The 24,786-nt window shown below is 70.9% G+C and carries 29 protein-coding genes; 16 read left to right on the top strand and 13 right to left on the bottom strand.

Going from position 1 to position 24,786, the window contains the following annotated elements; translation table 11 throughout:
- Positions 1 to 7 precede the first annotated feature (7 nt).
- Positions 8 to 796 carry an SDR family NAD(P)-dependent oxidoreductase gene (locus KOI47_RS00635; protein ID WP_216212623.1) on the top strand — a complete coding sequence of 263 codons (789 nt, stop codon included), beginning with the start codon at positions 8 to 10 and terminating at the stop codon, positions 794 to 796.
- On the opposite strand, the gene KOI47_RS00630 is transcribed toward KOI47_RS00635, so the two are convergent.
- Both KOI47_RS00630 and KOI47_RS00625 read right to left on the bottom strand, forming a co-directional pair.
- Positions 778 to 960 carry a DUF397 domain-containing protein gene (locus KOI47_RS00630; protein WP_216212621.1) on the bottom strand — a complete coding sequence of 61 codons (183 nt, stop codon included), beginning with the start codon at positions 958 to 960 and terminating at the stop codon, positions 778 to 780. The two genes, KOI47_RS00635 and KOI47_RS00630, sit on opposite strands and share 19 nt — an antisense overlap.
- Positions 961 to 974: 14 nt before the next feature.
- Positions 975 to 1,805, bottom strand: coding sequence for a helix-turn-helix domain-containing protein (locus tag KOI47_RS00625; protein ID WP_216212619.1), 831 nt, complete (start codon positions 1,803 to 1,805; stop codon positions 975 to 977).
- Between the two features lie 97 nt (positions 1,806 to 1,902).
- On the opposite strand from KOI47_RS00625, the gene KOI47_RS00620 reads away from it, so the two are divergent.
- From KOI47_RS00620 to KOI47_RS00575, 10 genes are all read left to right on the top strand, one after another.
- Complete coding sequence (locus KOI47_RS00620) at positions 1,903 to 2,232, top strand: hypothetical protein (protein ID WP_216212617.1); 330 nt, start codon at positions 1,903 to 1,905, stop codon at positions 2,230 to 2,232.
- Positions 2,233 to 2,236: 4 nt separating this feature from the next.
- A complete protein-coding gene (locus KOI47_RS00615) occupies positions 2,237 to 2,770 on the top strand; it encodes an RNA polymerase sigma factor (RefSeq protein ID WP_216212611.1) in 534 nt (177 codons plus the stop codon).
- Positions 2,754 to 3,662: a VOC family protein gene (locus tag KOI47_RS00610; protein WP_216212608.1), complete on the top strand. Its 909-nt coding sequence runs from the start codon at positions 2,754 to 2,756 to the stop codon at positions 3,660 to 3,662. The genes KOI47_RS00615 and KOI47_RS00610 overlap by 17 nt, the downstream gene beginning before the upstream one ends.
- Entirely contained in the window at positions 3,650 to 4,015 is a 366-nt protein-coding gene (locus KOI47_RS00605) for a nuclear transport factor 2 family protein (protein ID WP_216212605.1), read from the top strand. Before KOI47_RS00610 ends, KOI47_RS00605 begins: the two co-directional genes overlap by 13 nt.
- A gap of 88 nt (positions 4,016 to 4,103) precedes the next feature.
- On the top strand, positions 4,104 to 4,433 hold the full coding sequence (locus KOI47_RS00600) for an SAV_915 family protein (RefSeq protein ID WP_232376460.1): 330 nt from the start codon (positions 4,104 to 4,106) through the stop codon (positions 4,431 to 4,433).
- Positions 4,426 to 4,716, top strand: coding sequence for a hypothetical protein (locus tag KOI47_RS00595; protein ID WP_216212602.1), 291 nt, complete (start codon positions 4,426 to 4,428; stop codon positions 4,714 to 4,716). The genes KOI47_RS00600 and KOI47_RS00595 overlap by 8 nt, the downstream gene beginning before the upstream one ends.
- 1 nt (position 4,717) lies before the next feature.
- Positions 4,718 to 5,917: a WXG100 family type VII secretion target gene (locus KOI47_RS00590; RefSeq protein WP_216212599.1), complete on the top strand. Its 1,200-nt coding sequence runs from the start codon at positions 4,718 to 4,720 to the stop codon at positions 5,915 to 5,917.
- Positions 5,904 to 6,740, top strand: a complete 837-nt coding sequence (locus KOI47_RS00585) for a hypothetical protein (RefSeq protein WP_216212596.1) — start codon at positions 5,904 to 5,906, stop codon at positions 6,738 to 6,740. The genes KOI47_RS00590 and KOI47_RS00585 overlap by 14 nt, the downstream gene beginning before the upstream one ends.
- Before the next feature lie 81 nt (positions 6,741 to 6,821).
- A complete protein-coding gene (locus KOI47_RS00580) occupies positions 6,822 to 7,664 on the top strand; it encodes a hypothetical protein (protein WP_216212592.1) in 843 nt (280 codons plus the stop codon).
- A 19-nt stretch (positions 7,665 to 7,683) separates the two neighbouring features.
- On the top strand, positions 7,684 to 7,851 hold the full coding sequence (locus tag KOI47_RS00575) for a hypothetical protein (RefSeq protein WP_216212590.1): 168 nt from the start codon (positions 7,684 to 7,686) through the stop codon (positions 7,849 to 7,851).
- 12 nt (positions 7,852 to 7,863) lie between these two features.
- Here KOI47_RS00575 and KOI47_RS00570 read toward each other — a convergent pair whose 3' ends face one another.
- A complete protein-coding gene (locus tag KOI47_RS00570; protein WP_232376459.1) occupies positions 7,864 to 8,283 on the bottom strand; it encodes a PASTA domain-containing protein in 420 nt (139 codons plus the stop codon).
- A 156-nt stretch (positions 8,284 to 8,439) separates the two neighbouring features.
- On the opposite strand from KOI47_RS00570, the gene KOI47_RS00565 reads away from it, so the two are divergent.
- Positions 8,440 to 9,597: an NAD(P)/FAD-dependent oxidoreductase gene (locus tag KOI47_RS00565; RefSeq protein WP_216212587.1), complete on the top strand. Its 1,158-nt coding sequence runs from the start codon at positions 8,440 to 8,442 to the stop codon at positions 9,595 to 9,597.
- A 91-nt stretch (positions 9,598 to 9,688) separates the two neighbouring features.
- Here the strand turns inward: KOI47_RS00565 and KOI47_RS00560 are convergent, their stop codons facing one another.
- Positions 9,689 to 11,470, bottom strand: a complete 1,782-nt coding sequence (locus KOI47_RS00560; protein WP_216212584.1) for a gamma-glutamyltransferase family protein — start codon at positions 11,468 to 11,470, stop codon at positions 9,689 to 9,691.
- A gap of 60 nt (positions 11,471 to 11,530) precedes the next feature.
- The gene (locus KOI47_RS00555) at positions 11,531 to 12,787 is read right to left on the bottom strand and encodes a UDP-glucose dehydrogenase family protein (RefSeq protein ID WP_408629971.1); all 1,257 of its coding nucleotides are present in this window, start codon (positions 12,785 to 12,787) and stop codon (positions 11,531 to 11,533) included.
- Between the two features lie 208 nt (positions 12,788 to 12,995).
- Here KOI47_RS00555 and KOI47_RS00550 point away from each other — a divergent pair, with 208 nt between their 5' ends.
- Positions 12,996 to 13,757 (top strand): SDR family NAD(P)-dependent oxidoreductase, encoded by a 762-nt coding sequence (locus KOI47_RS00550; RefSeq protein WP_216212577.1) that lies wholly within the window; start codon positions 12,996 to 12,998, stop codon positions 13,755 to 13,757.
- On the opposite strand, the gene KOI47_RS00545 is transcribed toward KOI47_RS00550, so the two are convergent.
- On the bottom strand, positions 13,758 to 15,401 hold the full coding sequence (locus tag KOI47_RS00545; RefSeq protein WP_216212574.1) for a TM0106 family RecB-like putative nuclease: 1,644 nt from the start codon (positions 15,399 to 15,401) through the stop codon (positions 13,758 to 13,760).
- 96 nt (positions 15,402 to 15,497) lie between these two features.
- On the opposite strand from KOI47_RS00545, the gene KOI47_RS00540 reads away from it, so the two are divergent.
- On the top strand, positions 15,498 to 15,989 hold the full coding sequence (locus KOI47_RS00540) for a DUF6474 family protein (protein WP_216212571.1): 492 nt from the start codon (positions 15,498 to 15,500) through the stop codon (positions 15,987 to 15,989).
- 3 nt (positions 15,990 to 15,992) lie between these two features.
- Here KOI47_RS00540 and KOI47_RS00535 read toward each other — a convergent pair whose 3' ends face one another.
- The 7 genes from KOI47_RS00535 to KOI47_RS00505 all read right to left on the bottom strand — a co-directional run bounded on the left by KOI47_RS00535 (position 15,993) and on the right by KOI47_RS00505 (position 23,294).
- A complete protein-coding gene (locus KOI47_RS00535) occupies positions 15,993 to 16,925 on the bottom strand; it encodes a TauD/TfdA dioxygenase family protein (RefSeq protein ID WP_216212568.1) in 933 nt (310 codons plus the stop codon).
- 168 nt (positions 16,926 to 17,093) lie between these two features.
- Entirely contained in the window at positions 17,094 to 18,080 is a 987-nt protein-coding gene (locus KOI47_RS00530; protein WP_216212565.1) for a glycine betaine ABC transporter substrate-binding protein, read from the bottom strand.
- Complete coding sequence (locus KOI47_RS00525; protein ID WP_216212561.1) at positions 18,077 to 18,847, bottom strand: ABC transporter permease; 771 nt, start codon at positions 18,845 to 18,847, stop codon at positions 18,077 to 18,079. The genes KOI47_RS00530 and KOI47_RS00525 overlap by 4 nt, the downstream gene beginning before the upstream one ends.
- On the bottom strand, positions 18,844 to 20,016 hold the full coding sequence (locus KOI47_RS00520; RefSeq protein ID WP_216212557.1) for an ABC transporter ATP-binding protein: 1,173 nt from the start codon (positions 20,014 to 20,016) through the stop codon (positions 18,844 to 18,846). Before KOI47_RS00520 ends, KOI47_RS00525 begins: the two co-directional genes overlap by 4 nt.
- Positions 20,009 to 20,656 (bottom strand): ABC transporter permease, encoded by a 648-nt coding sequence (locus tag KOI47_RS00515; protein WP_216212554.1) that lies wholly within the window; start codon positions 20,654 to 20,656, stop codon positions 20,009 to 20,011. The genes KOI47_RS00520 and KOI47_RS00515 overlap by 8 nt, the downstream gene beginning before the upstream one ends.
- 333 nt (positions 20,657 to 20,989) lie before the next feature.
- Entirely contained in the window at positions 20,990 to 21,877 is an 888-nt protein-coding gene (locus tag KOI47_RS00510; protein ID WP_232376457.1) for a phosphotransferase family protein, read from the bottom strand.
- Between the two features lie 46 nt (positions 21,878 to 21,923).
- Entirely contained in the window at positions 21,924 to 23,294 is a 1,371-nt protein-coding gene (locus tag KOI47_RS00505; protein WP_216212550.1) for a helix-turn-helix transcriptional regulator, read from the bottom strand.
- Positions 23,295 to 23,592: 298 nt separating this feature from the next.
- Between KOI47_RS00505 and KOI47_RS00500 the strand changes: the two genes are divergently transcribed.
- Positions 23,593 to 23,949, top strand: a complete 357-nt coding sequence (locus tag KOI47_RS00500; protein ID WP_216212547.1) for a hypothetical protein — start codon at positions 23,593 to 23,595, stop codon at positions 23,947 to 23,949.
- Positions 23,950 to 23,962: 13 nt separating this feature from the next.
- Positions 23,963 to 24,367, top strand: coding sequence for a hypothetical protein (locus KOI47_RS00495; protein ID WP_216212545.1), 405 nt, complete (start codon positions 23,963 to 23,965; stop codon positions 24,365 to 24,367).
- Positions 24,368 to 24,786 lie beyond the last annotated feature (419 nt).

Below are 24,786 nucleotides of genomic sequence, written 5' to 3'. Positions count from 1 at the left end.
GTAACCCATGCCGATCACCGTGCTGGTCACCGGAGCCTCCTCCGGGATCGGCCGGGCCACCGCACTGGCCTTCGCCGAGCACGGCGCCAGGGTGTTCGGCACCTCCCGCCACCCGCGCCCGGCCGGGGACGGGGTGGAGATGCTGGAGCTGGACGTCCGGTCCGCGGAGTCGGTTCGCCGCTGCGTCGAGAGAGTCGGCCGGATCGACGTGCTGGTGAACAACGCCGGGGTGATGTGCGAGGGGTTCGCGGAGGAGGTCACCCCCGCCCAGGCGCAGGAGGTGCTGGAGGCCAACTTCCTCGGCACGGTACGGGTCACCAACGCCGTGCTGCCCGGGATGCGCGCCCGCCGGGCGGGCCGGATCGTCAACGTCGGTTCGCTGGCGGCGTGGGTCGGCGAGCCGGGCGAGGGCTTCTACGCGGCGAGCAAGGCCGCGCTGGCCCGCTACACCGAGGCGCTGCGCCAGGAGGTGTGGCATCTGGGGATCGCGGTCTCCCTGGTCGAGCCGGGCGCGTTCCGCACCGGGGTGCTGGCCGCCGCACCCGCGGTCGAGAGCCGGATCGCGGACTACGACGGCCCGCGGGAGAGCGCCCACCACACCCTGCACCGCGCACTGCGGCGCGGCGAGGACCCTGGCAAGGTGGCGGAGCTGATCCGGCGGATCGCGGCGAGCAGGTCACCGCGCGGGCGGTACGGCGCCGGGCGCGGGGCCTGCTGGGTGCCGCGGCTGAAGACCCTGCTGCCGCAACGCCTGTTCGAGTTCGCGCTGCGCCGCGCCTACCGGCTGCCGCGCTGACCGGCGGCCAGGAACGCCCGCCAGGCCGCGGCCGGGAAGCTCAGCGTGCCGGTATCCGGCGACTTCGAGTCCCGCACCGCCACAGCCACACCGCGGAACGCCACCTCGACGCAGTTGCTGTTGTGACCATCGGTCGCGCTGTAGCTACTCGTGCGCCACTCCACGGTGCCCTCCCGGCTCAGGTCTCGGCGATCACCCGCCGGATCAGCGCGATCGAGTCCGGCTCGTCCAGCGCCAGGTCGGCGAGGTGCTCGAAGGCCAGCCTAGCAGCGCGGACCTGCGACTCCTTCTCCGTTTGCCAGGCCCCGAAGCCGTGCTCAAGGTAGGCGATGTCCGGGTCCTTCGGGTCCGGGTAGCTCAGGATGACGAATGTGCCGGACCGGCCGTTGTGCGCACCGAACGCCAGCGGGATCACCTGCACGGTCACCGTGGGCAGCGCGGTCACCGCGATCAGGTGCTCCAGCTGGGCACGTTGTTCCGCTGGCGGCAGCACCGGCCTGCGCAGCACGGTCTCATCCAGGATCGCGTGCAGGCGCAGGGTGGGCTCCTCGGTCAGCCGCCGCTGCCGGTGCAGCCGGACCGCCACGTCGTTGTCGGCCCGCTCCTGTTCACGGAGATCGTTGAAGCCCGCTCGCATATATGCCTCGGTCTGCAGGAGTCCGGGGATATAGCCGAGCTGGAACTCGCGCACCAGGCAGGCCTCGTCCTCCAGCGGCACATAACCTCGGTCGTCCAGGCCGTAGATATGCCACCAGCCGCGTTCCTGGGCACGTTCCAGCATTTCCAGATACGGGGTGTAGTCCGAGACGATCACGCCGTAGAGGTCCAGCAGGGCCATCAGCTCGTAGCGGTTCGGCAGCTGCCCCAGCTCCAGCCTGCTCACCTTCGCCTTGGAGAAGTGCATCTCCCTGGCGACCTCGTCCTGGCTCATCCGGGCCCGCTCGCGCAGCTTGCGCAGGGTCCGGCCGAGCTGGCGCCGCGCGTGGTTCGGCTTCCTCGGCACGCCCATCGACTATCACCCCTCGGTACCGCGTGATCACGAATCGTAAGTCGGAGCGGCGACAGTCGAGATCTCGACAGCTGGTCTCGACTCCAACCATCCCCCCATGCCCGACCCGGGATATCCGCACGAGATCGAGTACCGGCACGAACGCGCCAGGGGCTACCGCGAGCACGTCTACACCGAGCGGGTGGACGACATGGGGTTCTGCCTCGAGCACCACAAGGACCGGCGGGAGGCCTGGCTGGCCCGCTACACCTGTGCCTGTGCGGTGGACTACTTCCAGCGGGTCCGGCCGCGCCGCGGGACCTGGGTGGTGAGCGTGTACCGGCTGCTGGATTCCGATCGGGTGCACCTGGTCACCATCCGGATGACCTGGCCGCCGAAAAAATCCCGGGATCACCCGTCGGAGAACCCGGCCCCCGGACGACGATGAGGGTGTGACGGAACCTCGGGTGCGACCGGACCCGGCTTTCGCGCTGCTCGACCTCTACGACGCGGCGCTGCCGGAGGTCTATGGCTACCTGCTGTCCCGTTGCGGCAACCGCACGCTGGCCGAGGAGCTGACCTCGGAGACCTTCCTCGGCGCGGTGCGCGCGGCCCGCGAACCCGGGGCGGCCCCGGTCAGCATCCCGTGGCTGATCGGGGTGGCGCGGCACAAGCTGGCCGACCACTGGCGCCGCCGCGAACGCGAGGAACGCGGGCTGCGGCTGGTGCACGAGTCCGAACCGGAGCCGGCCGACCCGTGGGACGCCGAACTGGACGCCATGCTGGCCCGGCAGACCCTGGCCGAGCTGGGCGCGCACCACCGGGCCGCACTCACCCTGCGTTACCTGGACGGCCTCGGCGTGCCCGAGGTCGCCGAACACCTCGGCCGCACCGTGCACGCCACCGAGGCGCTGCTGGTCCGCGCCCGCGCCGCGTTCCGTGCCGTCTACCAGGGGAAGGAGGGCCGTGATGACCGAACCGTCTGATCCGCTGGACGCCCTCCGTGACCCGTACCAGCCGGTCGACCCGGACCCCCGGTTCGCCGACGCGCTGCGTCTGTCGCTACGCCGCGCGATCCTGGACCCGCCAGCCGATGGAGCAGAGATGACCACCACCGAGAGCACCCAGAGCCCGGCCCTGGCCGACTACCACTCGCTCGGCGCCTACCTGGCCGTTTCCGACGCCCGGCGGGCGCTGGAGTTCTACGAACAGGCCTTCGGCGCCACCCGCAGGGCCGACCCGATCGTGATGGACGACGGCCGGATCGGGCACGCCGAACTGGCCATCGGGGACTCCGTGCTGATGCTGGCCGAGGAGTTCCCGGAGATCGGGCATTTCGAGTCATCCGGCGGGGGCGCGGCGATCCGGGTGGAGGTGCCGGACGCGGACGCCGCCGTGGCCAGGGCCGTGCAGCTCGGCGCCACCGTGCAGCGCGAGGTGACCAGCGACGAGCACGGGCGCAAGGGCACGATCGTGGACCCGTTCCGGCAGCGCTGGCTGGTGGTGCAGGCACCGCAGCGGTCTTCGGCAGGGGTGGCCGCCCCGCGGCACGGCAACGCCGGGTACTTCACCTTCACCGTCCCGGACGACGAGGCGGCCAAGGCTTTCTACGGTGCGGTACTCGGCTGGCAGTTCAGCGCCGGGCGCGTGGACCGGGCCTGGCGGATCGAGGGTTCCGGGCTGCCGGACGCCGGGATGTGGGGCGGGCAGCCCTACCCCGGCTGGAAGATGATGTACGCGGTGGACGACCTGGACGCCGCCGTGGAGCGGGTCGGCGCCCAGGGCGGGCAGGTGCGCGAGGTCGGGCAGCAGCCCTACGGGCGCACCGCGGACTGCGTCGACAACCAGGGAATCGAGTTCTGGCTATGGCAACAGTGAGCTACGACCGCTGGCTGCACGAGCTGTGGAACGGTGAGCCGGACCGGCTGGAGACGCTGGCGCGCGGGGTGGTGTCACCGGACTTCGTCGGCAACTGGCCGGGGCGTCCCGGGCTGGTGCACGGGCCGGACGAGCTGGCCGCGGTGATCCGGCAGGGCAGGGAGATGTTCGAAGAGCTGCGGTTCGAGGTCGAGGTCGGCCCGATCACGCAGGGTGACCTGACCGCGGCCCGCTGGCTGGCCCGCGGCGTCCACCAGGGCTCGGCCTGCGAGTTCCGCGGGCACGACCTGCTGCGTTCCGGACCCGAGGGGTTCACCGAGTACTGGGTGATCGCCGAGGACCCCACCGGCTGACCCTCGGGGGTTGCTCCATTCGTGGAACCGGGTGACACTTCGGTGCGTCGACACTGTTGACCTTGACGCCTACGAGGGTGGCGCAACCGTGAACGACACCGCCGTCGACCAGGACAACGTCAAACCGATCCCGCCGGAGTTCCCGCCGGTCGTCTATCTGCCATGCGCCGCGCACGCCAGCGACCCGTCCGAGGCCGTGGTCGAGCTGCGCCGCACCCGGGACGGCCGGATGGCCCTGATGGCCTACTCCGCACTCGACCGGCTGAAGTACTGCTGTGGTGACCAGCAGCCGTGGATGGTGGTGCCGACGGCGCAGCTGGACAACATCCAGCAGGTGCAGCCGTTCGAGCTGGTACTGCTCGACGTGATCATTCCGCCGGAGCACCGGCACGGAGCCGAGGGGGCGAGCGATGCCTGACGGCGGTTACCACGCGGACCCCGGGGTGCTCGACGGCATCGCCAGCACCCTGCGCAACGCAGCGGACAAGCTGGACGGGCTGGGCAACAGCGTCCCGGACACACCGGACGCGGGTGATGCCAGCGCCGCGCTGGCGGCCATCCTCGCCAAGCTGACCGACAGCGCGGGCCAGCTGGTCATCGGCACCCAGGCCGCCGGTGACACGGTGGCCGAAGGCGGCCGGGCGTACGCGGAGACCGAGGACCAGGCACACGAGACGGTCACCGCTTCCGGGGGCGAGTGAGATGCCCATCGACACGAAGATCGAAGGCGACCCCGGCAGCATCACCTCGGCGGCAACCTGGGTCCGGGACTCACTGGCCAGCACGGTCACCGACACCGCGAGCCAGATCTACCGGGCCCGCAACAGCGCCGACGCGGGCTGGCGGGGCACGGCCGCCGAGGCCTTCCGGGACCGGATGACCCAGGGTGCCAGGACGACCGACGAGTTCGCGGGCACCGCCAAGACCATGGCGCAGAAGTTCGACGACATCGCCGCCGACCTCAAGCGGGCCCAGTCGGACATGGAGAACATCCGCACCCAGGCGTCCTCGGCCGGGCTGGCGGTGAACGGCGAGGTGATCGCCGATCCCGGTCCGGCCCCCGCGGCCCCCGGCCCGAAGCCCACCGGCGATGCCGCCACCCCGCAGGCGCTGCAGGCGCACGGCGACGCCGTCGACGCGCAGAACGCCCATGCCAAGCAGGTGGCGGCCTACGAGAAGGCCAAGGCCGATGCGAAGGACGTGCGCACCAGGTGGAAAGGGGCCGTCGAGGGCATCGCGAAGGAAGCCAACAGCCAGGGCCCGAAGCCGTGGCTGACCGTCGGCGCGGTCGCGGGCGACACCATCGCCGCTGCCGCGGGCGCGAAGTACAGCTCGTTCCTGCTCAAGGGCGCCCAGCACTACCTGGACGACGCGGCCCAGGCCACCAGGCATGTCAAGGCGTTCGGCGACGTCGTGCTCGACCACAAGAACTTCTACGCCCAGGTCGACCGCGCCCAGGCGAGCACCAGGGCGGCCGGCGCGCTCACCGACGACGCGGCCAAGGCCACCAGCAAGGCCAAGCTCACCGGGCTCAAGCTCGGTGGGGCACTCGCCATCGGCGGCATCGCCTACGACATCGCCAACGGCAAGCCGGTGGACCAGGCCGTGGTCTCCGGCGGCGTCGGATTCGGCGCCTCGGTCGCCGCGGGTGCCGCCGTCGGCACCGTCATCGGCGGCCCGGTCGGCACCGCAGTCGGCGCCGTGGTGGGGGCCGGAGTGGGCGTGTTCACCTCCGGCATGGTCGACTCCCTGTATGAGAACGGCATCGGAGAGGTCGGGCAGGCCATCGAGGACGGTGGGCAGGCGGTCGTGGACACCGGCAAGGCGATCGCGGACGGCGTCGGCGACGCCGCGGGCGCGGTCGCGGGTGGGGTGAAGGACGCCTGGGATGCCGTCTTCTGACCACCTGCGGCAGCCATCGGAATGGGCACGTTCCACCCCGGTGCAGGTCGTCCTCGCCTTCGCGTTCGGGGCCATCGTGCTCGTCATGGCACCGGTGGCCATCTCGATCTACGGCTTCCAGCACGACCGCCCCGGCATGGGCAGGTACGCGCTCGCCTTCGCCGTGCTCGGCGCGCTGATCCTGTGGGTGGGCTACGAGACGAGGTTGCGCAAGCACACCTCGACCGAGGTGGTCAGGAACCACCGGAGCGCGCTGGAGATCCCGTACTCGTCCCGGCTGCATGCCGGCTACGGGCTGTTGTTCGGCGCGATCGCGCTGGTGTTCGTGCTGGCGACGGTGGACTCGGTGACCACAGACGGCTTCGGTGGCGCGGCCGTCGTGTTCGGTGCCGTGGTGCTGATCTTCGCCTCGCTGCCCGCTCTGATGGCCACCGGCCGGTTGGCCAGGGGCTACCTGCGGCTCACCCCGGAGGGCATCTACCAGCGTGGCTGGACCTTCGAATCGTTCCTGCGATGGTCGGACCTCCGCACGGTGATCCCGAAATACACCGACTGCCCCAGGATCGTGGTCGTGGCCGAGGAGGACGCCCCCTGGCAACGGCGCCAGATCACCCGGCTGTGGCGGCAGGACCGGCTGCCGAAGGTCAGGCGTGCGGACGGGAACGGGCTGGTGCCGATGCTCGACATCCCGGGGAAGTTCCTCGCCGTGGACCCCACGCTCGTCTACCACCTGGTCGGCTACTACCTGACCAACCCGGCTGCGCGGCCGGAGCTGGCGTCGGAGTCCGCGGTGCAGCGCGCCCGCTCCGGCGCGTTCGGTTAGCGCCCGTCCCCCGGCTCCGACCGTGCTCGGCCCCGGTGCCGTGATCTACGATGACGCAGGTGAGCGTGGGGGACGCCGGGTATGCCAGCTGCTGAGACCTTGCCGCCACCGGCGGAGTGGCGCCGTCCGGCCAACGGGTGGGTTGTCGCGACGATCGTGTCGCTCACCGTAGTGCTGGTGCTCGCGCCGTTGGCGGTTGCCGTGCACAGCCTCGGTGCCGGGCGGTTCGGCACCGGGCGATACTGCCTCGCCATCGCCGTCATCGGCGGTCTGCTCGTGTGGGTGGGCTACGAGACCAGGTTGCGCAGGCACACCGCCACCAGCCCGATCACCCACCATCCGGACGGCGGCGGCGCGCTGGAGATTCCCTACTCGGCACGGATCTACGCCGGGTACGGGCTGGTCATGGGCGGGCTGACGGCGCTGTTCGGGATGGCCGTAGTGGACTCGGCAACCGGTGGCGCCCCCGGTGGGGCGTACGTGTTCGGGGTGCTGGCGCTGGTGGCGGGCTCGCTGCCCGCGCTGATGGCGCTGGGCCGGTTCCGGCGTGGCTACCTGCGGCTCTCCCCGGACGGCCTGCACCAGCGCGGGTGGACCTTTGAGTCCTACCTGCCGTGGTCCGCCGTGCTCGGGGTCGCCCCGCGCTACGCGGACTGCCCGATCATCGTGGTCGTCGCCGAGGAGGACGCCCCCTGGCAACGGCGGCAGGTCACCCAGCTGTGGCGACCGGACCGGCTGCCGGAGGTGCGGCGCAAGGACGGCAAGGGGCTGGTGCCGATGATCGCGGTGCCAGGGAAGTTCCTGGCCGTGGACCCCACGCTCGTCTACTACCTGCTGGGTCTCTACCTTGCCAACCCGGGCATGCGCGCCGAACTCGCCACCGAGTCCGCCGTCCGCCGCGCGCACGTCCTCGTCGACCGCTGAAACCGGTAGCCTCGACGGCATGTCCCAGGGCGCCGAACCGGTTTTCGACAAGCGCGACCAGTACGAGCAGGTGGTCAGCGGGCTGCTCGACGGCGAGCGGGTGCTGGCGGTCTACGACGCGATCGGGGCGGGCACGGGCTTCATCGGGCACGCACACAACGTGATCCTCTGGCACCTCACCCGCTGACGCCGGATCCGGCTACTCGTTCGCCTTCTTCGAGCGCAGGGTGACGGTGGTGTCCGGGGCGGCCGCGCTCCCGGCCGCGGGTGTCTGCGAGACCACCCGCCAGTTCCGGTCCCACAGCAACATCCGGCCCTGCCCGGTCGCGTCCACCTCCTGCAACCGGTAGAACCCGGCCGCCTGCAGGGTGTCCTGGGCCTGCTGGTGGTTCATCCCGACCACGTTCGGCACGGCGAGCGCGGCCGTTCCCGAGTCCTCCACCCGCTCGATGGCCGTCACCGGCGGGGGCGGCGCGGTCGGGGACGGCCCGGTGCCGCCCTCCGGACCGTCCTCGCCGTCCATGGCCGCGAAGCCGATCACGGCCAGCAGGACCACCCCGCCGAGTACGAAGGGCGCCGCACCGCCCTTCTTCGGGGGCGGGGTTGCTCCGTCGTTCATGGGTCGTCCTCCTCGCGATGTCTGTTTCCGGGACATCGGCCGCTTCGCCACCGCCGCTACGACCTGGATCACAACGAGGCCGTAACGGCGCGCTGTCACGTTCCCCGCGCCCGCCCCGTCCAGGGGATAGCAGGAACGGATGATGGGAGGCAGTCGATGAAGGGTGAGATCACGGTCGTCGGTGGTGGGCTTGCCGGGCTGGTCGCGGCGATCACCTGCGCCGAGGCCGGCGCGACGGTGACCCTGCACGAGGCGCACGCATCGCTGGGCGGGCGCGGGCGGGCCACCGCGCCGCCGTACGTGGCGCACGAGGGCCCGCACGTGTTCTACGCCGACGGTCCACACTGGACCTGGCTGAAGGAGCGCGACCTGATCGGCAAGGTGGGCTGGCCGTCCCCGCCCGCCGCACTGCGCGTCGGCTTCCGGGATCGTGGCCGGTTCCGCCGGGGGATGCCCGCCGGGCTGCTGCGGCTGGTCGCCGGCCGCAGGCGGGCGCCGGTGGACCAGGACTTCCGCACCTGGGCGAGCGCGCGGTACGGCGAGCGCGCGGCCGAGGCGGCGGCGAACGCGATCAGCGTGATCACCTATGACGCCGACACCGGGCGGCTGTCCGCCGCGTTCGTGCAGGACCTGCTGCTACGCGCGCTCAACCCGGTCATCGCCGTGCGGTGGGTCGTCGGCGGCTGGCAGGCTGTGCTCGACCGGATGGCCAGCCGGGCACGCGAACTCGGGGTGCGGATCGAGCTGAAGTCGCGGCTCACCGAGCTGCCTGGCGGGCCGACGATCGTGGCCACCGAGCTGTCCTCGGCCCGCGTTCTGCTCGGGGACGACTCGCTGACCTGGGAGAGCGGGGACTGCGTCATGCTGGATCTCGCGGTGACCAAGCACCGCGGGGACGCCTTTGTGGTCTTCGACCTGGACGAGGGCGGTTTCCACGAGTGCTACTCGATGCCGGACCCGAGCGTGGCGCCGGCCGGGGAGTCGCTGTTCCAGATCGACATGCCGGTGCGGGCGGGGGAACGGACCGCGGACGCACACCGCAGGCTGGAGCAGCTCACCGAGCTGGCGGTCCCCGGCTGGCGGGACCGCACCACCTGGCAGCGGACCGGGCGGGCCAGGGGCCGCAGCGGCGCGCTGGATCTGCCCGGGTTCACCTGGCGGGACCGCCCGGCCGTCGAACGCGGCGATGACGTGTTCCTCGCCGGGGACATGGTGGCCGCGCCAGGGATGCGCGGCGAGATCTCGATGAACAGCGCGCTGCGGGCGGCCGAGGGCGCGGTCGCGGCGCTGGACCGGAGCGTCCGCGCCGCGTAAGCGGCAAACCCGGCTACCGGAACGGCAAACTCGGGTACGTGGAGGGCAAACACGCGCGCGTGGGCGGCAAACACGCCGGGTGGGCTGGGGGTCAGCGGCCGACGGCGTAACCCTGCATCCCGCGGGCGTTGGCCGCCGCGCGCAGGATGCCGGTGGCCGGGTCCCTGGCGACGGCGGAGAGCCTGCCGAGCGCCCAGGGCCCGGCGTCCACCACCCGGTGCCCCCGCTCGCGCAATTCGTCCATTGTGGACTCGCCGAGCCTGGACTCCACCACCAGCTCGCGCGGGTGCCAGGAGCGGGGGTAGAACGAGCCGGGGAAGGCCGTGGTGTGCCAGGCAGGCGCGTCGATCGACTCCTGCAGGTTCAGCCCGCCGAGCATATGCGCCAGCCAGAAGCACAGCTGCCACTGATCCTGCTGGTCCCCGCCGGGGGTGCCGAAGGCCAGCACCGGTTCGCCGTCGCGCAGCGCCATCGAGGGCGACAGCGTGATCCGCGGGCGCCGTCCCGGCCGCAGCGAGTTCGGCAGCCCCTGCTCCAGCCAGAACATCTGGGCCCGGGAGTCCAGGCAGAAACCGAGCTCCGGAATGGTCGGGCTGGACTGCAACCAGCCCCCGGACGGGGTCGCCGAGACCATGTTCCCCTCGGCGTCCACCACGTCGATGTGCACGGTGTCGCCCCGCACCTGACCGGTCGGCGACACCGTGGGCTCGCCGGTCGCGCCTGCCCCGGCCACCAGGCCACGGGTCTGCTCCAGGATCACGGGCAGCCTCGGCGCGAGCCCACCCGGCGAGCCCGGCCGCAGCTCGGCGCTGGCCTGCGGATCGACCAGCGCGGCCCGCTGCGCCGCGTACTCGGCCGAGAGCAGCGCGCGGATCGGCACCCCGGCGTCCCCGTACCAGGCCTCCCGGTCGGCGAAGGCGAGCTTGGCACACTCGGTCGCAAGGTGCACGGTCCGCGCCGTGGGCACGCCATCCACATAGGACAGCTCGTCGGCGAACTCGCGCAGCATCAGCAGCTGTTGCGCCAGCACCGGCCCCTGGGTCCAGGCGCCGCACTTGACAAGACCCCACTCGCCCAGGTCGGTGACCAGCGGGTCCTCGTAGCTGGCCGACCAGTCCGCAAGGTCCTGCCCGGTGAGCAGCCCGGCATGCTCGCGGCCGGAGTCGTCCAGGAAGGCCTTGCGGCTGAACGCCTCCACCGCCTCCGCCACGAATCCCTGCGACCACGCCCTGCGGGCGGCCTCGATTCGCGCCTCCCGGTCACCCGCGGACTCGGCCTCGGTCAGCAGCCGTTGCCAGGTCCGGGCCAGCGCCCGGTTGCGGTGCAGCGAGCCGGGTGCTGGCGGCAGCCCGTCGGGCAGCCACAGCTGCGCCGAGGTCGGCCAGTGCGTCGCGAACAGCCCGGAGACCGTCTCGATCGTCTCGGTCATCCGCGGCACCACCGGAACTCCCTGCCAGGCGTAGGAGATCGCGTAGCCGAGAATGTCCTCCAGCGGTTTGGTTCCGTAGTCCCGCAGCAGCAGCAACCAGGCATCCCACGCGCCGGGCACGGTGGCAGGCAGCAGCCCGCTGCCAGGGATCAGGTTCAGCCCGAGGTCGGCGAACCGCTCCGGGGTGGCAGCCGCGGGCGCCACGCCCTGGCCGCAGAGCACCCGCGGCCTGCGCTCGGCCGCGGTCGCGAAGAGGGCGGGCACCTGCCCGGCCGGGCCGTTCAGGTGCGGCTCGGCGACCTGCAACACGAACCCCGCCGCCACGGCGGCGTCGAAGGCGTTGCCACCGTCCTCCAGCACCGCCATTCCGGTGGCCGAGGCCAGCCAGTGCGTGGAGGCGACCATGCCATGAGTGCCGGCGAGCTCCGGCCGCGTGGTGAACACACCCCAACTCTAGGGCCGCAAAGTTCGTTCGCTCAACTAACGGACTCCACAGCGCTGGGCTCAGGCGGTGGTGAGGCGGCGCTGGCGGGGGCGGCCGATGCCCTGCCAGCTCAGACCGGCGCCGAGGATCTGCTGCGGGTCCAGCAGGTTACGGGTGTCCACCACGGCGTCGCCGACCATCAGCTCGGCAAGGTAGCTCCAGTCCAGCCTGCGGAACTCGTCCCACTCGGTGAGCACCACCACCACATCGGCGCCCTTGGCCACCTGGTAGGCGTCGTCCACCACGGTCATCCCGGGCAGCTCGCCGCCGACCGCGGGGTCGTATGCGGTCACCTCCGCCCCGTGCGCGCACAGCACGGAGGCCACCGAGAGCGCGGGCGAGTCCCGCAGGTCGTTGGTCCCCGCCTTGAAGGCCAGCCCGAGCAGGCCGATCCGTGCCCCGGCGAGGTCGCCGCCTGCCGCACCGGCGATCTTGGCGATCACCCGGTCCCGCTGCGCGATGTTCTCCTCCACCGCGGCGGTGAGCAGGCCGAAGTCGAACCGCGCCGACTCGGCGATCCGCAGCAGCGCCTGGGTGTCCTTGGGCAGGCAGGACCCGCCCCAGCCCGGCCCCGGCTTCAGGAAGGAGCGGCCGATCCGCCGGTCGTAACCCATGCCCTCGGTCACCGCGTCGATATCCGCGCCCAGCCGCTCGCACAGCTCGGCAACCGAGTTCACGTAGGAGAGTTTCATCGCGAGGAAGCAGTTGGCCGCGTACTTCATCAGCTCCGCGCTCGCCGCGTCGGTGACCACGCTCGGCGCGGAAAGATCCCGGTACAGCCCGGCCACCCAGCGCGCGGCCCCGGCGTCGTCCGAACCGACCACGATCCGGTCCGGACCGAGGAAGTCGGCCACCGCGGTGCCCTCGCGCAGGAACTCCGGGTTGGACACCACCGGCAGGTCCTCCCTGCCGAGCAGGTCCCGGATCCGCCCCGAGGTACCGACCGGCACGGTCGACTTGGTCACCAGCGCACAGCCCGGCGGCAGCACCTCGGCGATCTCGGCCGCCACCGCCTCCACCGCGCGCAGGTCGGCCGCGCCACCGGCACCCATCGGGGTCGGGACACAGAGGAACACCGCCTCGGCGTCGCGGACGGCCTCCCTGGCACCACTGACGAACCGCAGCCGCCGCATGGTCAGGCCGCGGGAGACCAGTTCGGCCAGCCCCGGCTCCATGATGTCCACCCGGCCGGCGGCGAGCCTGGCCACCTTGGCCTGGTCCACATCGACGCAGGTGACCCGGTGCCCGAGGCTGGCGAGGCAGGCTCCGGTGGTCAGTCCTACGTATCCCGTTCCCACTACCACGATCCGAGCTGCGTTCGCGCCATTCACGCCTCGACGGTCGCAGCCGGAGTTGACCACGGTGCTAACGGAAGTGGGCGCCGCCGGGTACGCCGTGCGACGGGTGAGGAGGCACACTGACCGTGCCGACGCGAACGAGCGTTAACCTGATGGCCAGTTCGAAGCAGAAGGGAACGGCGGAAACATGGAGATCAAGGACACCGCGGCCATTGTCACCGGCGGGGCATCCGGGCTCGGCGGGGCGACGGCGAAGGCGCTGGCCGGCAAGGGGGCGAAGGTGTTCGCGCTGGACCTCGCCGCCTCGATCGAGAAGGCCGGGCAGGTCGAGGGCATCAGCTACGTCGAGGCCGACGTGACCAGCGCCGAGCAGGTACAGGCCGCCGTGGACCAGGCAGCAGGCGCCGGGGTGCCGCTGCGGGTTGTGATCAACTGCGCCGGGGTCGGCTGGGCCGGCCGGATCCTGTCCAAGAACGGTCCGCACGACCTCGACCTGTACCGCAAGGTGCTCGAGGTCAACCTGCTCGGCACGTTCAACGTGCTGCGGCTGGCCACCGAGGCGGTGGCGAAGACCGACCCGCTGGGCGAGGACGGCCAGCGCGGGGTGGTGGTGAACACCGCATCGGTCGCCGCCTTCGACGGGCAGATCGGGCAGATCGCCTACGCCGCGTCCAAGGGCGGCGTCGCGGCCATGACCCTGCCCGCCGCGCGCGACCTCGCCAAGCACGGTATCCGGGTGATGACCATCGCGCCGGGCATCATCGACACCCCGATGATGGCCGGGGTCACCGAGGAGTTCCGCGCCGGGCTGGCCGCGGGGGTGCCCTTCCCACAGCGGCTCGGGAGGCCGGAGGAGTACGCCCAGCTCGCGGTGGACATCGTCGAGCACGACTACCTGAACGGCGAGGTCATCCGGCTGGACGGCTCGCTGCGGATGGCGCCTCGCTAGTCAGAGGTCACCCATGAACGGAATATCCCGCATGGCGGGGCCGGACATCCACTCGCGCAGGACCCACGTGGCCCGCACGTCGTCCTCGTTGTAGCGCAGGAGCCGGTCCCGCTGCGGGAGGTCCGGCAGCTCGCCGTCCATCCCCACGGCATCCCGGTACCAGCGCATCGAGGCCTCCCCGCTGGCCTCCGGATCCCGCCACCGGAACCCGGCGACCGGCGCGATCACCTTCAGCCCCTTGCCGTGTGAGCACAGGAACTGGTCGGTGACGCTGCGGAACAGGTCGACCCACTCGGCCGACTCCACGAACTCGCGCACCGCCGAGCGCGCAGGCACCCCGTCCACCCCGGCGAACCGCTCCGCCGAGCCGAACAGCCAGCGGTTCTCCGCCAGCGCGTTGTAGCAGTAGGCGCGGAAGGTCAGCCCGGCCGCCGCGGTCCGCGCGCGCACCTCGGTCAGCCAGGACCAGAACGCGGCGAAGGACCGCGCCTCGTCCGGGGTCGGCAGCGGCTCCCAGGTGGCGAACGCGTGGTAGCCGGGCGCGATACCGATGTCCCGGCCGCTGAGCAGGCAGCCCCACAGGTACGCGCCCGCGTCGCCGAAGCTCTCCATGTCGATGTCCACCTCGACATCGGCGCGCGGCACGGTGACCGCGTCCACCCTGCGCACCATGGTCAGGTCCGCCAGCCAGGCCCTTGCCAGCGCGACCGCGTCGGTGTGCGTGGTGCCGGTCCACTGCACCGGGGGTTCCCCGGCCGGATCCAGCGCGGCCAGCTTGTCCACCGTGGTCACCCCGACCCGGCGCAGCTCCATCGCGTCCTCGCCGCGCACCACCAGGCTCACGTCCCTGGTGCGGGTGAGCTCGGCGGCGCAGGTCGGCCACCACGGGCAGTGCCTGCACTCCAGGATGCGCGAGGGCTCGGCCAGCGGCTCGCGCCGGGCGGCGGCGGCCTCGGCGATGGCCAGCCGGTCGGCGAACCGGGCGTCGTACTCGGTCAGCGCGCTGCGCCCGCCCGGCCAGGTCGGCGCGTCCAGGTCGTGCCAGACCACCACATCGGCATCCAGCCCGATCACCCCGCCGACCGCCCTCGCCTGCTCGGCCTGCCCGGCGGCCTGCAGCAGCCTGCGGATATGCGCCAGCCGCAGCTGGTCCCGCGGCTGCGCGCGCACCCTGCGCTCCTCGTCGGTGACCGCGTTGCCCGGATCGAGATCGGTCACGGCGGTGGTGCGGGCCCCGGCCCCGCGATCGGTGATCCGGTGCCGGACGACGATCACCGGCAGGTAGCCGGTCGCGGTGCGCACCAGCAGCTCCGCCCCGCCGCGCCGGCCCGCGGCGGGGTCGGCAGGCAGCAGGGCACCCCAGATGAACGGCGTCCGCGCGGCCATGGCCTCGGTGGTGGCCCGCACCCGCTCGGCCGCGCTCCACTCCCTGGGGACGGTGACCCAGCCCGGCCCGGCCGCGGTGGCCTCGGCCAGCCGCCGGGCGATCTCCACCCGGTGCGTTGCGGCATCGGCGATCCGCTGCTCGATGGCCGGATCCGGCGGGGGCAGCTCGACCTCACGCATGGCCGGGTCGTGCTCGAGGTGCACCCGACGCCGGCACCGGGTCACCACGGCGGCGTCGAGCAGCACCTCGGAATCCATGCCTTCACTCTAAGAGTCTCCACCGACACGGGCGGACATGCCCGGCCGGGACGCGACCAGTAAGTTCGACCCCGACACGTGCCGGAGGTGCCAGCGATGACGCGCAGAGCCGACAAGAAGGCCGAGAAGCGGGCCGAGAAGGAAGCCGCCAAGGAAAGCAAGGACGTGGTGAAGCGGGCGCGGACCGCCGTGGGAGTGGCCAAGGTGGTCGGCCCCGCGGTCGGGCCCGTGCTGGCGCCGTTCGCGGTACGCGCGGCCGGGGTCGCGCGGGATGCCTATGACCACTACCGCGCCCGGCAGCTCGGGGTGCCGGTGGCGCGGCTCAGCGAGTTCACCGGACGGGGCGCGGCACTGCACGCCCGGATCGCCGGGGTCGCCGACGGCCTCGCCGACCTGCGCAGGGCGCAGCGCGCGACCGTCGGCGACCAGGCGTTCGCCGATCAGGCCCAGGGCACGCTGGAGCAGCTCACCGCGTCGGTGCGGGCCGCGGAGCGGATGCCTGCGGCCCGGCGCAAGGCCGCGCACCGGGCCGTCGCGGGCGAACTCGAACGGCTCGAGTCACAGCTGCTGCACCGCCTGGGCATCTGAGTTCTACACCGGGCGATCGCCCACGATCGCCACCCGCTCGGCGACCCGTACCTGCGGCTGGTAGTCGTTCACCGCGTAGTGCTGGGTGGCCCGGTTGTCCCAGAACGCCACCGAGTTCTCCGCCCAGTGGAACCGGACCTGGTACTCCGGCACGTGTGCCTGGGTGAACAGGAAGTGCAGCAGGCGATCGCTCTCCGCGCGGTCCATGCCGACGATATGCGTGGTGAAGGCCTGGTTCACGAACAGCGTGCGCCTGCCGGTCTCCGGATGCCTGCGCACCACCGGGTGCTCGACCGGCGGGAACTCCTGCTGCTTGCGGTGCAGCAGCTCATGGTCGGAGAACCGCGCGAAACCGGGGATGTAGTCGTGCACCGCACGCAGCCCCTCGATCCGGGTCTTGATCTCCTCGGGCAGGTTGTCGTAGGCGGCGGCCATATCCGCCCACATGGTGTCCCCGCCCACCGGCGGCACCTTGACCAGTCGCAGCACCGAGCCCAGCGCCGGGTTCGGCCGGAAGGTGACATCGGTGTGCCAGATGTTCTCGAAGGCGGGCATCGAGGCGTCCCGGGAGAACCGGGTGACCTCGCCGGAGTCCCCGGTCGGGATGAACGGGTTGGTCTCCAGCTCGCCCCAGTTGCGGGCGAAGTCACGCTGCTGCTGCCAGGTGATGTCCTGGTCGCGGAAGAACAGCACCTTCCACTCCAGCAGCGCCCGGTTCAGCTCGGCGCGCAGCTCGGCCGTCAGCGGCCTGCCGAGGTCGACCCCATGCAGCTCGGCCCCGATCACCCGGCCGAGCGGGCGCAGGTCGAAGAGCTCGTACGGCCGGGACTCGACCCCTTCGGGCAGCCTGCGCAGGACGCGGGTGCCCTCGAGGATCCCGTCGCCCGGCACGGTTGCTTCGCGCAGGGTGAACCGCTCGGACAATTCAACGGACATGTGAATTCGTTCCCTTGCTGTAGCAGGATCAGGGCAGCGGAAAGCCCTGCCCCGGCGGGGAGCCGAGGCGGCCGCGCCGCAGCAGCAGGGCAACGACACCGACGTGATCCCATACAGCAGGCATGCGCCCATGCTGGCAGAACCCGCCTGACCTGCGCCAGTGCGGTGCTAGTCGGGGAGGGTGATGAAGCCCTTCCGCACCATCCAGTCCCGCGCCACCTTGGCCGGATCCCTTCCGTCCACGTCGACCTGCTTGTTCAGCTCGGTGATCTGCTCGTTGTCGATGGCCGTGGCGATCGGTTCCAGGATCTCGCGCAGCACCGGGTACTGCTCGAGGAAGGAGATCCTGGTGGTCACCGCCGCGTTGTACTGCGGGAAGAACCGCTTGTCGTCGGCCAGCACCCGCAGGTCGAGCCCGGAGATCCGGCCGTCGGTGGTGAACACCTCGCCGAAGTTGCAGATCCCGTTGTCGATCGCGGTGTAGATCGCCCCGGTGCCGAAGGTCTTGGTCGTGGTCACCGGGAAGCCGTAGGTGGCCTGCACCCCCGGCATACCGTCCGGCCTGCTGGCGAACTCCGTCTCCACGCAGAACACCGCCTCCTGCGGGTTCTCCTTCAGGAAGTTCGTCATGTCCGTGGTGGACTCCAGGCCATGCCGCTGGGCATAGGCCTCGGTGGTGGCGAAGGCGTAGGTGTTGTTCAGCGGCGAGTACTGCAGCCAGGCGATGCCGTTCTGCTCGGCGTCGGCCTCCCGCACCGCCTGGTACTGCTCCTGCTCGCCGGGGATCGGGTTGTCGTTGCCGAGGTAGGACAGCCATCCCGTCCCGGTGTACTCCCACTGCACGTCGATCTGCCCGTCCAGCAGGGCGTACCGCGCGCTGTTCGATCCGTTGATGTTGGTCAGGTCGATCACGTCCGCCCCGGCGGCCTCCAGCGCCAGTTCGGCGAGGTAGCCGAGCAGGATGTTCTCGGTGAAGTCCTTCGATCCCACGGTGATGTCCACGCCCTCGAGCGTGGGCGCCGGCCGGATCGACCCCGGGCCGACGCTGAACGGCACCGCGGCGTTCACGTTCAGCCCGCACCCGGCCAGGGGCAGCGTGAGCAGCGCCGCGGCCGCGAGTGCTCGCATCCGGTGCCTCATCACAGTCCTTCTCATGCCAAGCCCCTCGGTCCGAGGTATTCCTCCAGCACGGCGCCCACCCAGTCGACCAGCAGCGCCAGCCCGACCGCCAGCACCGCGCCGACCACCAGCACCGGCACCCGGTTCAGTTTGTATCCGGTGTCGATCAGCTCACCGAGCCCGCCGCCGTTGACGAAGAACGCCAGCGTGGCGGTGCCGACCGCGAGCACCAGCGAGGTGCGCAGCCCGGCCAGGATCAGCGGGATCGCCAGTGGCAGCTCGATCCGCAGCAGCACACCCGGACCGGACATGCCGATCCCCCTGCCTGCGTCGACCAGGGCCGGGTCCACCGACTGGATCCCGACGATGGTGTTGCGCAGCACCGGCAGCAGCGAGTAGAAGGCCAGCGGAAGGGCCGCGCACCACAGGCCCTCCCAGTCGGTCCACAGGAAGAACAGCACGATCACGCCGAGCGCGGGCGCGGCCTGCCCGATGTTCGCGATCCCGGTGAACAGCGGGGTGGCAGGCCGGGCCCAGCTCCTGGTCAGCATCACCCCGAGCGGCACCGCAACGGCCACCACGATGGCGGTCACCACGATGGTGATCAGCAGGTGTTCCCAGGTGCGGGTGAGCAGCACCCCCGGCTGGATCGACTCCGCCTCGATCTCGTCGTTGTTCCGGCTGAACGCCCAGATGAGCACGGCGGCGACGATCACGACCACGGCGGCAGGCTGGGCGAACAGCCGGATCCGCTCGGTGCGCTTCGAGCCCGACTCGGTGGAGAAGCCCGCGACGGTGCTCATACGTCCGCACCCTCGGTGTTCTCGGTGTGTTCCTCGCGCAACTGCTGCACGGTGTCGGTCACCGTCTTGATGTCGATGGTCCCGACGTACTCGCCGCGGCTGCCGGTCACCACCGCGTTCCCGCCCTCGGTGATGATCGCCTCCAGCGCGTCCTGCAGCGTGGACTGCGTGCTCACCGAGTCACCGATCGGCCTGCCCGCGGTCGCCAGCGAGCCCGCCGCGGCCAGCTCGCGCAGGTGCACCCAGCGCAACGGGCGGCGCCGCTCGTCCAGCACCAGCGCGTACTTCGTCTTGTGCCCGGCCAGCTTCTCCCGCAGCCCGGCAGGCGAATCCGTGGCGGCGATCGCGGTCAGCGCGTCGTTCTTGATCTCCACATCGCGCACCCGCAGCAGGGTGAGCTGCTTGAGTGAGGCGCCCGCGCCGACGAACCCGGCCACGGTGTCGTCGGCCGGGTTGGCCAGGATCGCCTCCGGGGTGTCGTACTGCAGGATCGAGGACTGGTTGCCGAGCACCGCGATCCGGTCACCCAGCTTGACCGCCTCGTCGAAGTCGTGCGTGACGAAGACGATCGTCTTGCGCAGTTCGGTCTGCAGCCGCAGCAGCTCGTCCTGCAGGTTTCCCCTGGTGATCGGGTCCACCGCGCCGAAAGGCTCGTCCATCAGCAGTACCGGTGGATCGGCTGCCAGCGCCCTTGCCACCCCGACCCGCTGCTGCTGCCCGCCGGACAGCTGCCGCGGATGGCGGTCGCGGTAGGTCGCGGGATCCAGCCCGACCAGGTCCATCATCTCGTCCACCCGGTCGGCGATCCGCTGCTTGGACCAGTTCAGCAGGCCGGGCACCACCGCGATGTTCTGCGCCACGGTGAAGTGCGGGAACAGCCCGGCCTGCTGGATGGCGTAGCCGACCCGGCGGCGCAGGGTGTCCGGGTTGAGCTCGAGCGCGTCCTCCCCGCCGATGGTGATCCGGCCCGAGGTGGGCTCGATCAACCGGTTGATCATCCGCATGGTGGTGGTCTTGCCGCAGCCGGACGGCCCGACGAAGATCACGATCTTCCCGGCGGGCACCACCATGGAGAAGTCGTGCACCGCGGGTTCCTTCGTACCGGGGTACCGCTTGGTGACGTGTTCGAGTTCCAGTTCGACCCCGGATACGGCGTCATTCTCAGGCACGGATACCCCTCGAGACGGTGAAGCGAGCGATCAGGACATAGATGCCGTCGAGCACCAGCGCCAGCAGTACGACCCCGACGGTCCCGGCGAGGGCCTGGTTGAGCGAGTTCGCGCTACCCGCCCTGGTCAGCCCGGAGAACACCTCGGAGCCGAGCCCCGGCCCCTTCGCGTAGGCGGCGATCACCGCGATACCCATCAGCATCTGGGTGGCCACCCGCATCCCGGCCAGGATCGCCGGCCAGGCCAGCCGCAGCTCGATCCGGCTCAGCACGCCGATCCTGCTCATCCCGATGCCCTTGGCCGCGTCGGTGATCGCGGGATCCACCCCGCCGAGGCCCACGATGGTGTTGCGCACGATCGGCAGCAGGGCGTACAGCACCAGCGCGATCACCGTGGGCTCGGTGCCCAGCCCCACCACCGGGATCAGCAGGCCGAGCAGGGCGAACGAGGGGATGGTCAGGATGCTGCTGGCCAGCGCGGTGGCCAGGGCCGAGCCGAGCGGGCTGCGGTACACCGCGATCCCGATCCCCACCCCGAGCACCGCCGCGATGATCGTGCACTGGACGACGGCGCTGGCGTGCAACAGCCCTTGCAGGTAGAGCCGATCCCATCGATCGGCCACGTACTCGAACACGGTCATCGGGTGCGGCTCTCCAGGGCTAGGGCTGCTGTGGTGTCGGTGGCTTTGGCGTGTTGCGCAGCCTAGACGTTCCGGGCCGGAAACCGCTGCTTTTCGGAGCCGGTCCGTTACCACCTTTCTCGTGAGGTTTTCCGTAGCTCTGGTGTGGGCTGACGGCCCGCGCAGGATGTCGCACTCCGTAGTCGCAAATTGCACATTCGGGGTGTGGATTCCCACAGATCGGCTGACTAGCAGTACCGAACTTGTGACCAGACAGTGACATCGCAGACCAATACGGCGAACGGTCTTTTACCGTCGCCGAACGTCACCGGTCCCAGCCAATCGATCGCCCACTCAGCGGTAGCGCCGCCAGTGGGCCAGCCTCCTACCCGCGCGTAAATCATCCAGCCGCCGGTGCAGCTCGCCCCGTACCCGCGGGTGGCTTCGCAGGATCGGCAGCACACTCGTAGTGAGCTTGAGTTCACGCGCTGCCTTGAGTACCGCGAAACCAGACCATTTCGTTACATCGAATCCATAGGCATCCGCGAGTGCCTGGTACCGGCCCGCCGGATCCCCGAATCGTTCCCTTCCGACAGCCAGCGGGGTGAGATCCCATTCCGGCGGCCCGATGCAGGAGGAATCGAAATCGCACAGCAGCGGGCCGTCCGGGCCCACGATCACGTTGCCGGGGTGGGCGTCGCCGTGCACCAGCGCGGGCGGCAGGGCGAAGTCCAGCCGGTCCAGCGACTCGGCCACCTCGGCGCAGCGATCCAGCAGGAAGCGGCGGTCGCCGGGGTCCAGCTCCTCGGCGTCGGCCACCCTGGCCCGGACGTCGTCCAGCGGGGACCACGGGCCGACCCGCTCGGGCAGGGGCAGGTCGTGTACCCGGCGCAGCAGCCCGCCGAGGTCGGCCGGACCCGCCGGTATCCCGGTATGCGGCACCCGCCACCACACCGTGACTACGTGCTCACCGACGCGCAGCGGTTGGTCCAGCCCGGGGAGCAGCCGGATGGCGGGCACCCCGCGCTCGGCGAAGTACTCGGCGACCCGGACCACCTTGTCCGCCCGGTGCCGCAGCGTGCGGGAGCCGACGATGCGTACCACGACGGGGGCGTCGGCCAGCGAGTACACCGCGTTGTTGGTGAACCGCAGCAGGGTCGCGCCCCTGGCGTCCAGGCCGAGCCGCCCGCAGGTGTGTACCAGCGCCTCGTGCAGCTTCTCCCTGGTGAACCGGCCGTCCAAGACGGGCCCTTCCCCCGGTGCGCGCAGTCCCCCTTCGGGCCGCTCGCTACGTGGAGTAGAGCGCGTTGTAGCGCTCGTACAGCTCCCGGGCGTCGGCATTGTTGCTCCTGCGCTCCGCTTCCTCCTTCATCGGCTGCATCCGGTCCTTGATCCGCTGGGACTTCAGTCCCTCGGCGTGGTCCAGTGCCTTGCCGCCTACCCTGGCGCCCTGGTCGATGTCCCCATCCAGCAGGTGGTTGGTCGCCAGCGCGCTGAGGTTGAAGGTCTTGCTGCGGGCCATGTCGTCGCCATAGCAGTCGATCGCCTTGGTGAGCGCCGGGATGGCGAACTTGGTGTGTGCGGTGTCATGCCTGGCCAGCGCGGTGTGCACGGTGCCGACCATGGCGTAGACGTCGGTCTCGTTGAAGAAGCGCACCCAGGACTCCGCGCTGCTCAGGTCGGACCGGGAGAAGGCGTCCTTGGTCCAGCCGAGCAGCTTCATCGCCTGCTCCTCGTTGCCCATCATCGCGTAGGCCCATGCCTCGTTCGCGCAGAGCACGGCGACCGCGAGGTCGGAGCCGGACTCCTGGGCGGCCAGCTGGCCGAGCTGGAACAGCTTGAGCGCGTCGTTCGGCGCGTCCTGGTGCAGGTAGACCCGCCCCATCCGGTAGAGCACATTGGCCACCAGCGGGTGACTGTCGCCCTGCTTGGCCAGCTCGAGCGCGTTGGCGAAGTGGCCCCGTGCGGAGTCGAACAGGCCGATGTCGAACGAGGTCCAGCCGGCCAGGCTGTGCAGGTCGGCCAGCGCCACGTACAGCCGGTTCTTCACCGCGTCCGCGCCCTGGGCCTGCAGCATCTGCTGGCCCCATGACAGCTGGGCCACCACGGCGTCCCGGCAGAAGCCGCCGCCGTACTGGTAGTCGAGCGCGCGTAGCGCTCTGGTCGCCGCTTCCACCTGCCGGACGTCGGTCATTCCGATCCGCCCCGGTGCGGGCGTCCTCGCCGGGTTCGCCGCCCAGGCGTCGGAGGACGGCCCGAAGACGGCCGCACCCATGGTGACCTGGGCAGCATGCGCGAGGAACTTCCGCCGTTTCACCGACTCGTCCTCCTCAGCCTGCTGATCCGCAGCCGAGCTGCGGACCTGTACCGCCGTGGCCTCGTCGTACGCGAGGCCCATGTACCCCCGAGGGACGCCGAGGCCGACGGCAATCCTGGCGAGCACGTCGTACGCCATGACCTGGCGACCCTTGAGGATCTCCGACACCTCGGACTGTGACTGGCCGGTCATCGCCGCGATCTGGCGCTGGGAGACACCGTGCCGGCGCAGTATCCGGTAGATCGCGCTGATCTCTCTGCTGGCCAGCGCATCCCGCATCTCCGGGTGGTCCCAGGTTTCCTGGGGAATCGGATGACCGTGCCGGTCGGCGTCTGCGTCCATGTGGTGCACCCTCACAGTCCGTTGGGCGTCGTAGTCAGCGTAGGCATGGCTATTCAACCGCGCGAAGCCCTGATTATCGGGGCTGATCGGCCGGGCCGAACTCCGCCGACCGCTTAACGTGGAACTCGAGCCGGTCGCCGCTATGACGCCCACCGGACCTTCTTTCGGCCTTCGTTTCGTCGCAATGTAGATCTCAGTTCTCCGTGAGCGACCCGATACGGACAGCGGTCACGGAGAGCAACCAGAGAAGGAACCACCCCGAGCGGCACGCAGCCGCCGAGAAACAGCGGAGGGAGTCGTGGAGTTCGTGGATTCGATCACAGCCGGGCGTGCTGCGACCGTCCCGAGTTCCGTGCGGCCGCCCGCCGCCAACGGGCATGTCTCGCAGTCGCGGTCGGCACCACCGTCGATCCGCCACAGCGATCCGCGCGCTACGGCCAATGGCACGAACGCGCGCAAGCACGAGGGCGGCCAGCCGGTATGGCGGGTGCAGTGCGGTGATCTGATCAGCCGGGAGCGGTGTGTGACGGTGTTCGTCGACGAGGACGAGGTCGTCCTGGTCGGGCCGCCCGGCGAGACCGCACGGCTGACCGCGGGCCAGCTCGGTGAACTCAGGACCGCGCTCAACGAAGCCGCCAAACTGGCGGAAAGGTAACGGTGAGTTTCAGGTGGATCAGATCCTCGGGCAGGTTCTCCGCAACGCCGTGTGGGAACGCCTCGACATGCTCTCCGACCTAGCCGACCGCGCGGACGCGCCGTCCCTGGTGTCCGTGGCACGCTCCGAGCTGCCCCGGCTGACCGAGGGGTGGCGGGCCATCCTCCGTGCTCACGAGCCGGACGCCCGCGGGGACTGCCCCACCTGCTCCACCCGCTGGCACCGGTGCAAGGCTCCCTGCTCGGTCTGGCAGGTTGCGCACGAGCACCTGGTCGCCGGTGGCCTCGCCCCGCAGGAAACCCCACGCGGGCGTGGCCGCAAGCGGTCCCCGTTGCCTGCCCAGGCCACGCACCAGGCTGCGGGCGATACGCGCGGCCGGCATGCGTTACTGCCGCAGACCCCGGCTCCGGCCGGATAACCTCCCCGGTCCGGTGAGGCCGGTCGACCGAATGGCCCCGTCAGGTCGGCCCCAGCCTCCCCACCGACGCCGGCAGTTGGCTCGTCCGTACCCCCGAGCGTGACGAGCCAACTGCCGGTACCCCACCAGGAAGTACACGATTAATCGAAAAATTAACGGCTCAACCGCTGGCGGAGCGCTCAATCTGCCGCTAGGTTGATCATCACCAGCCGCGAACCAAAATTGCAGATAGCAAGCTGTGGTCCCCGCCCACAGTGCGGCCCCGATACTCCGCGGGCCGGTGCCGTTGCACTCCCCTCCCCCCGACCGGCACCGGCCCGCGGTTCCATACGCAAGGCACGGCCGCCCGCCGCACTTCGCGGGCCCAGCACGCCGAGCGAGGAACGAGCGAGGCCGATCAAACACAGCCCGCGGTTCCA

It is taken from the genome of Amycolatopsis aidingensis (assembly GCF_018885265.1).
GTDB lineage: Bacteria > Actinomycetota > Actinomycetes > Mycobacteriales > Pseudonocardiaceae > Amycolatopsis > Amycolatopsis aidingensis.
The sequence above is the reverse complement of the archived record's forward strand: the minus strand, read 5'-3'. Positions and strand labels throughout refer to the sequence as shown.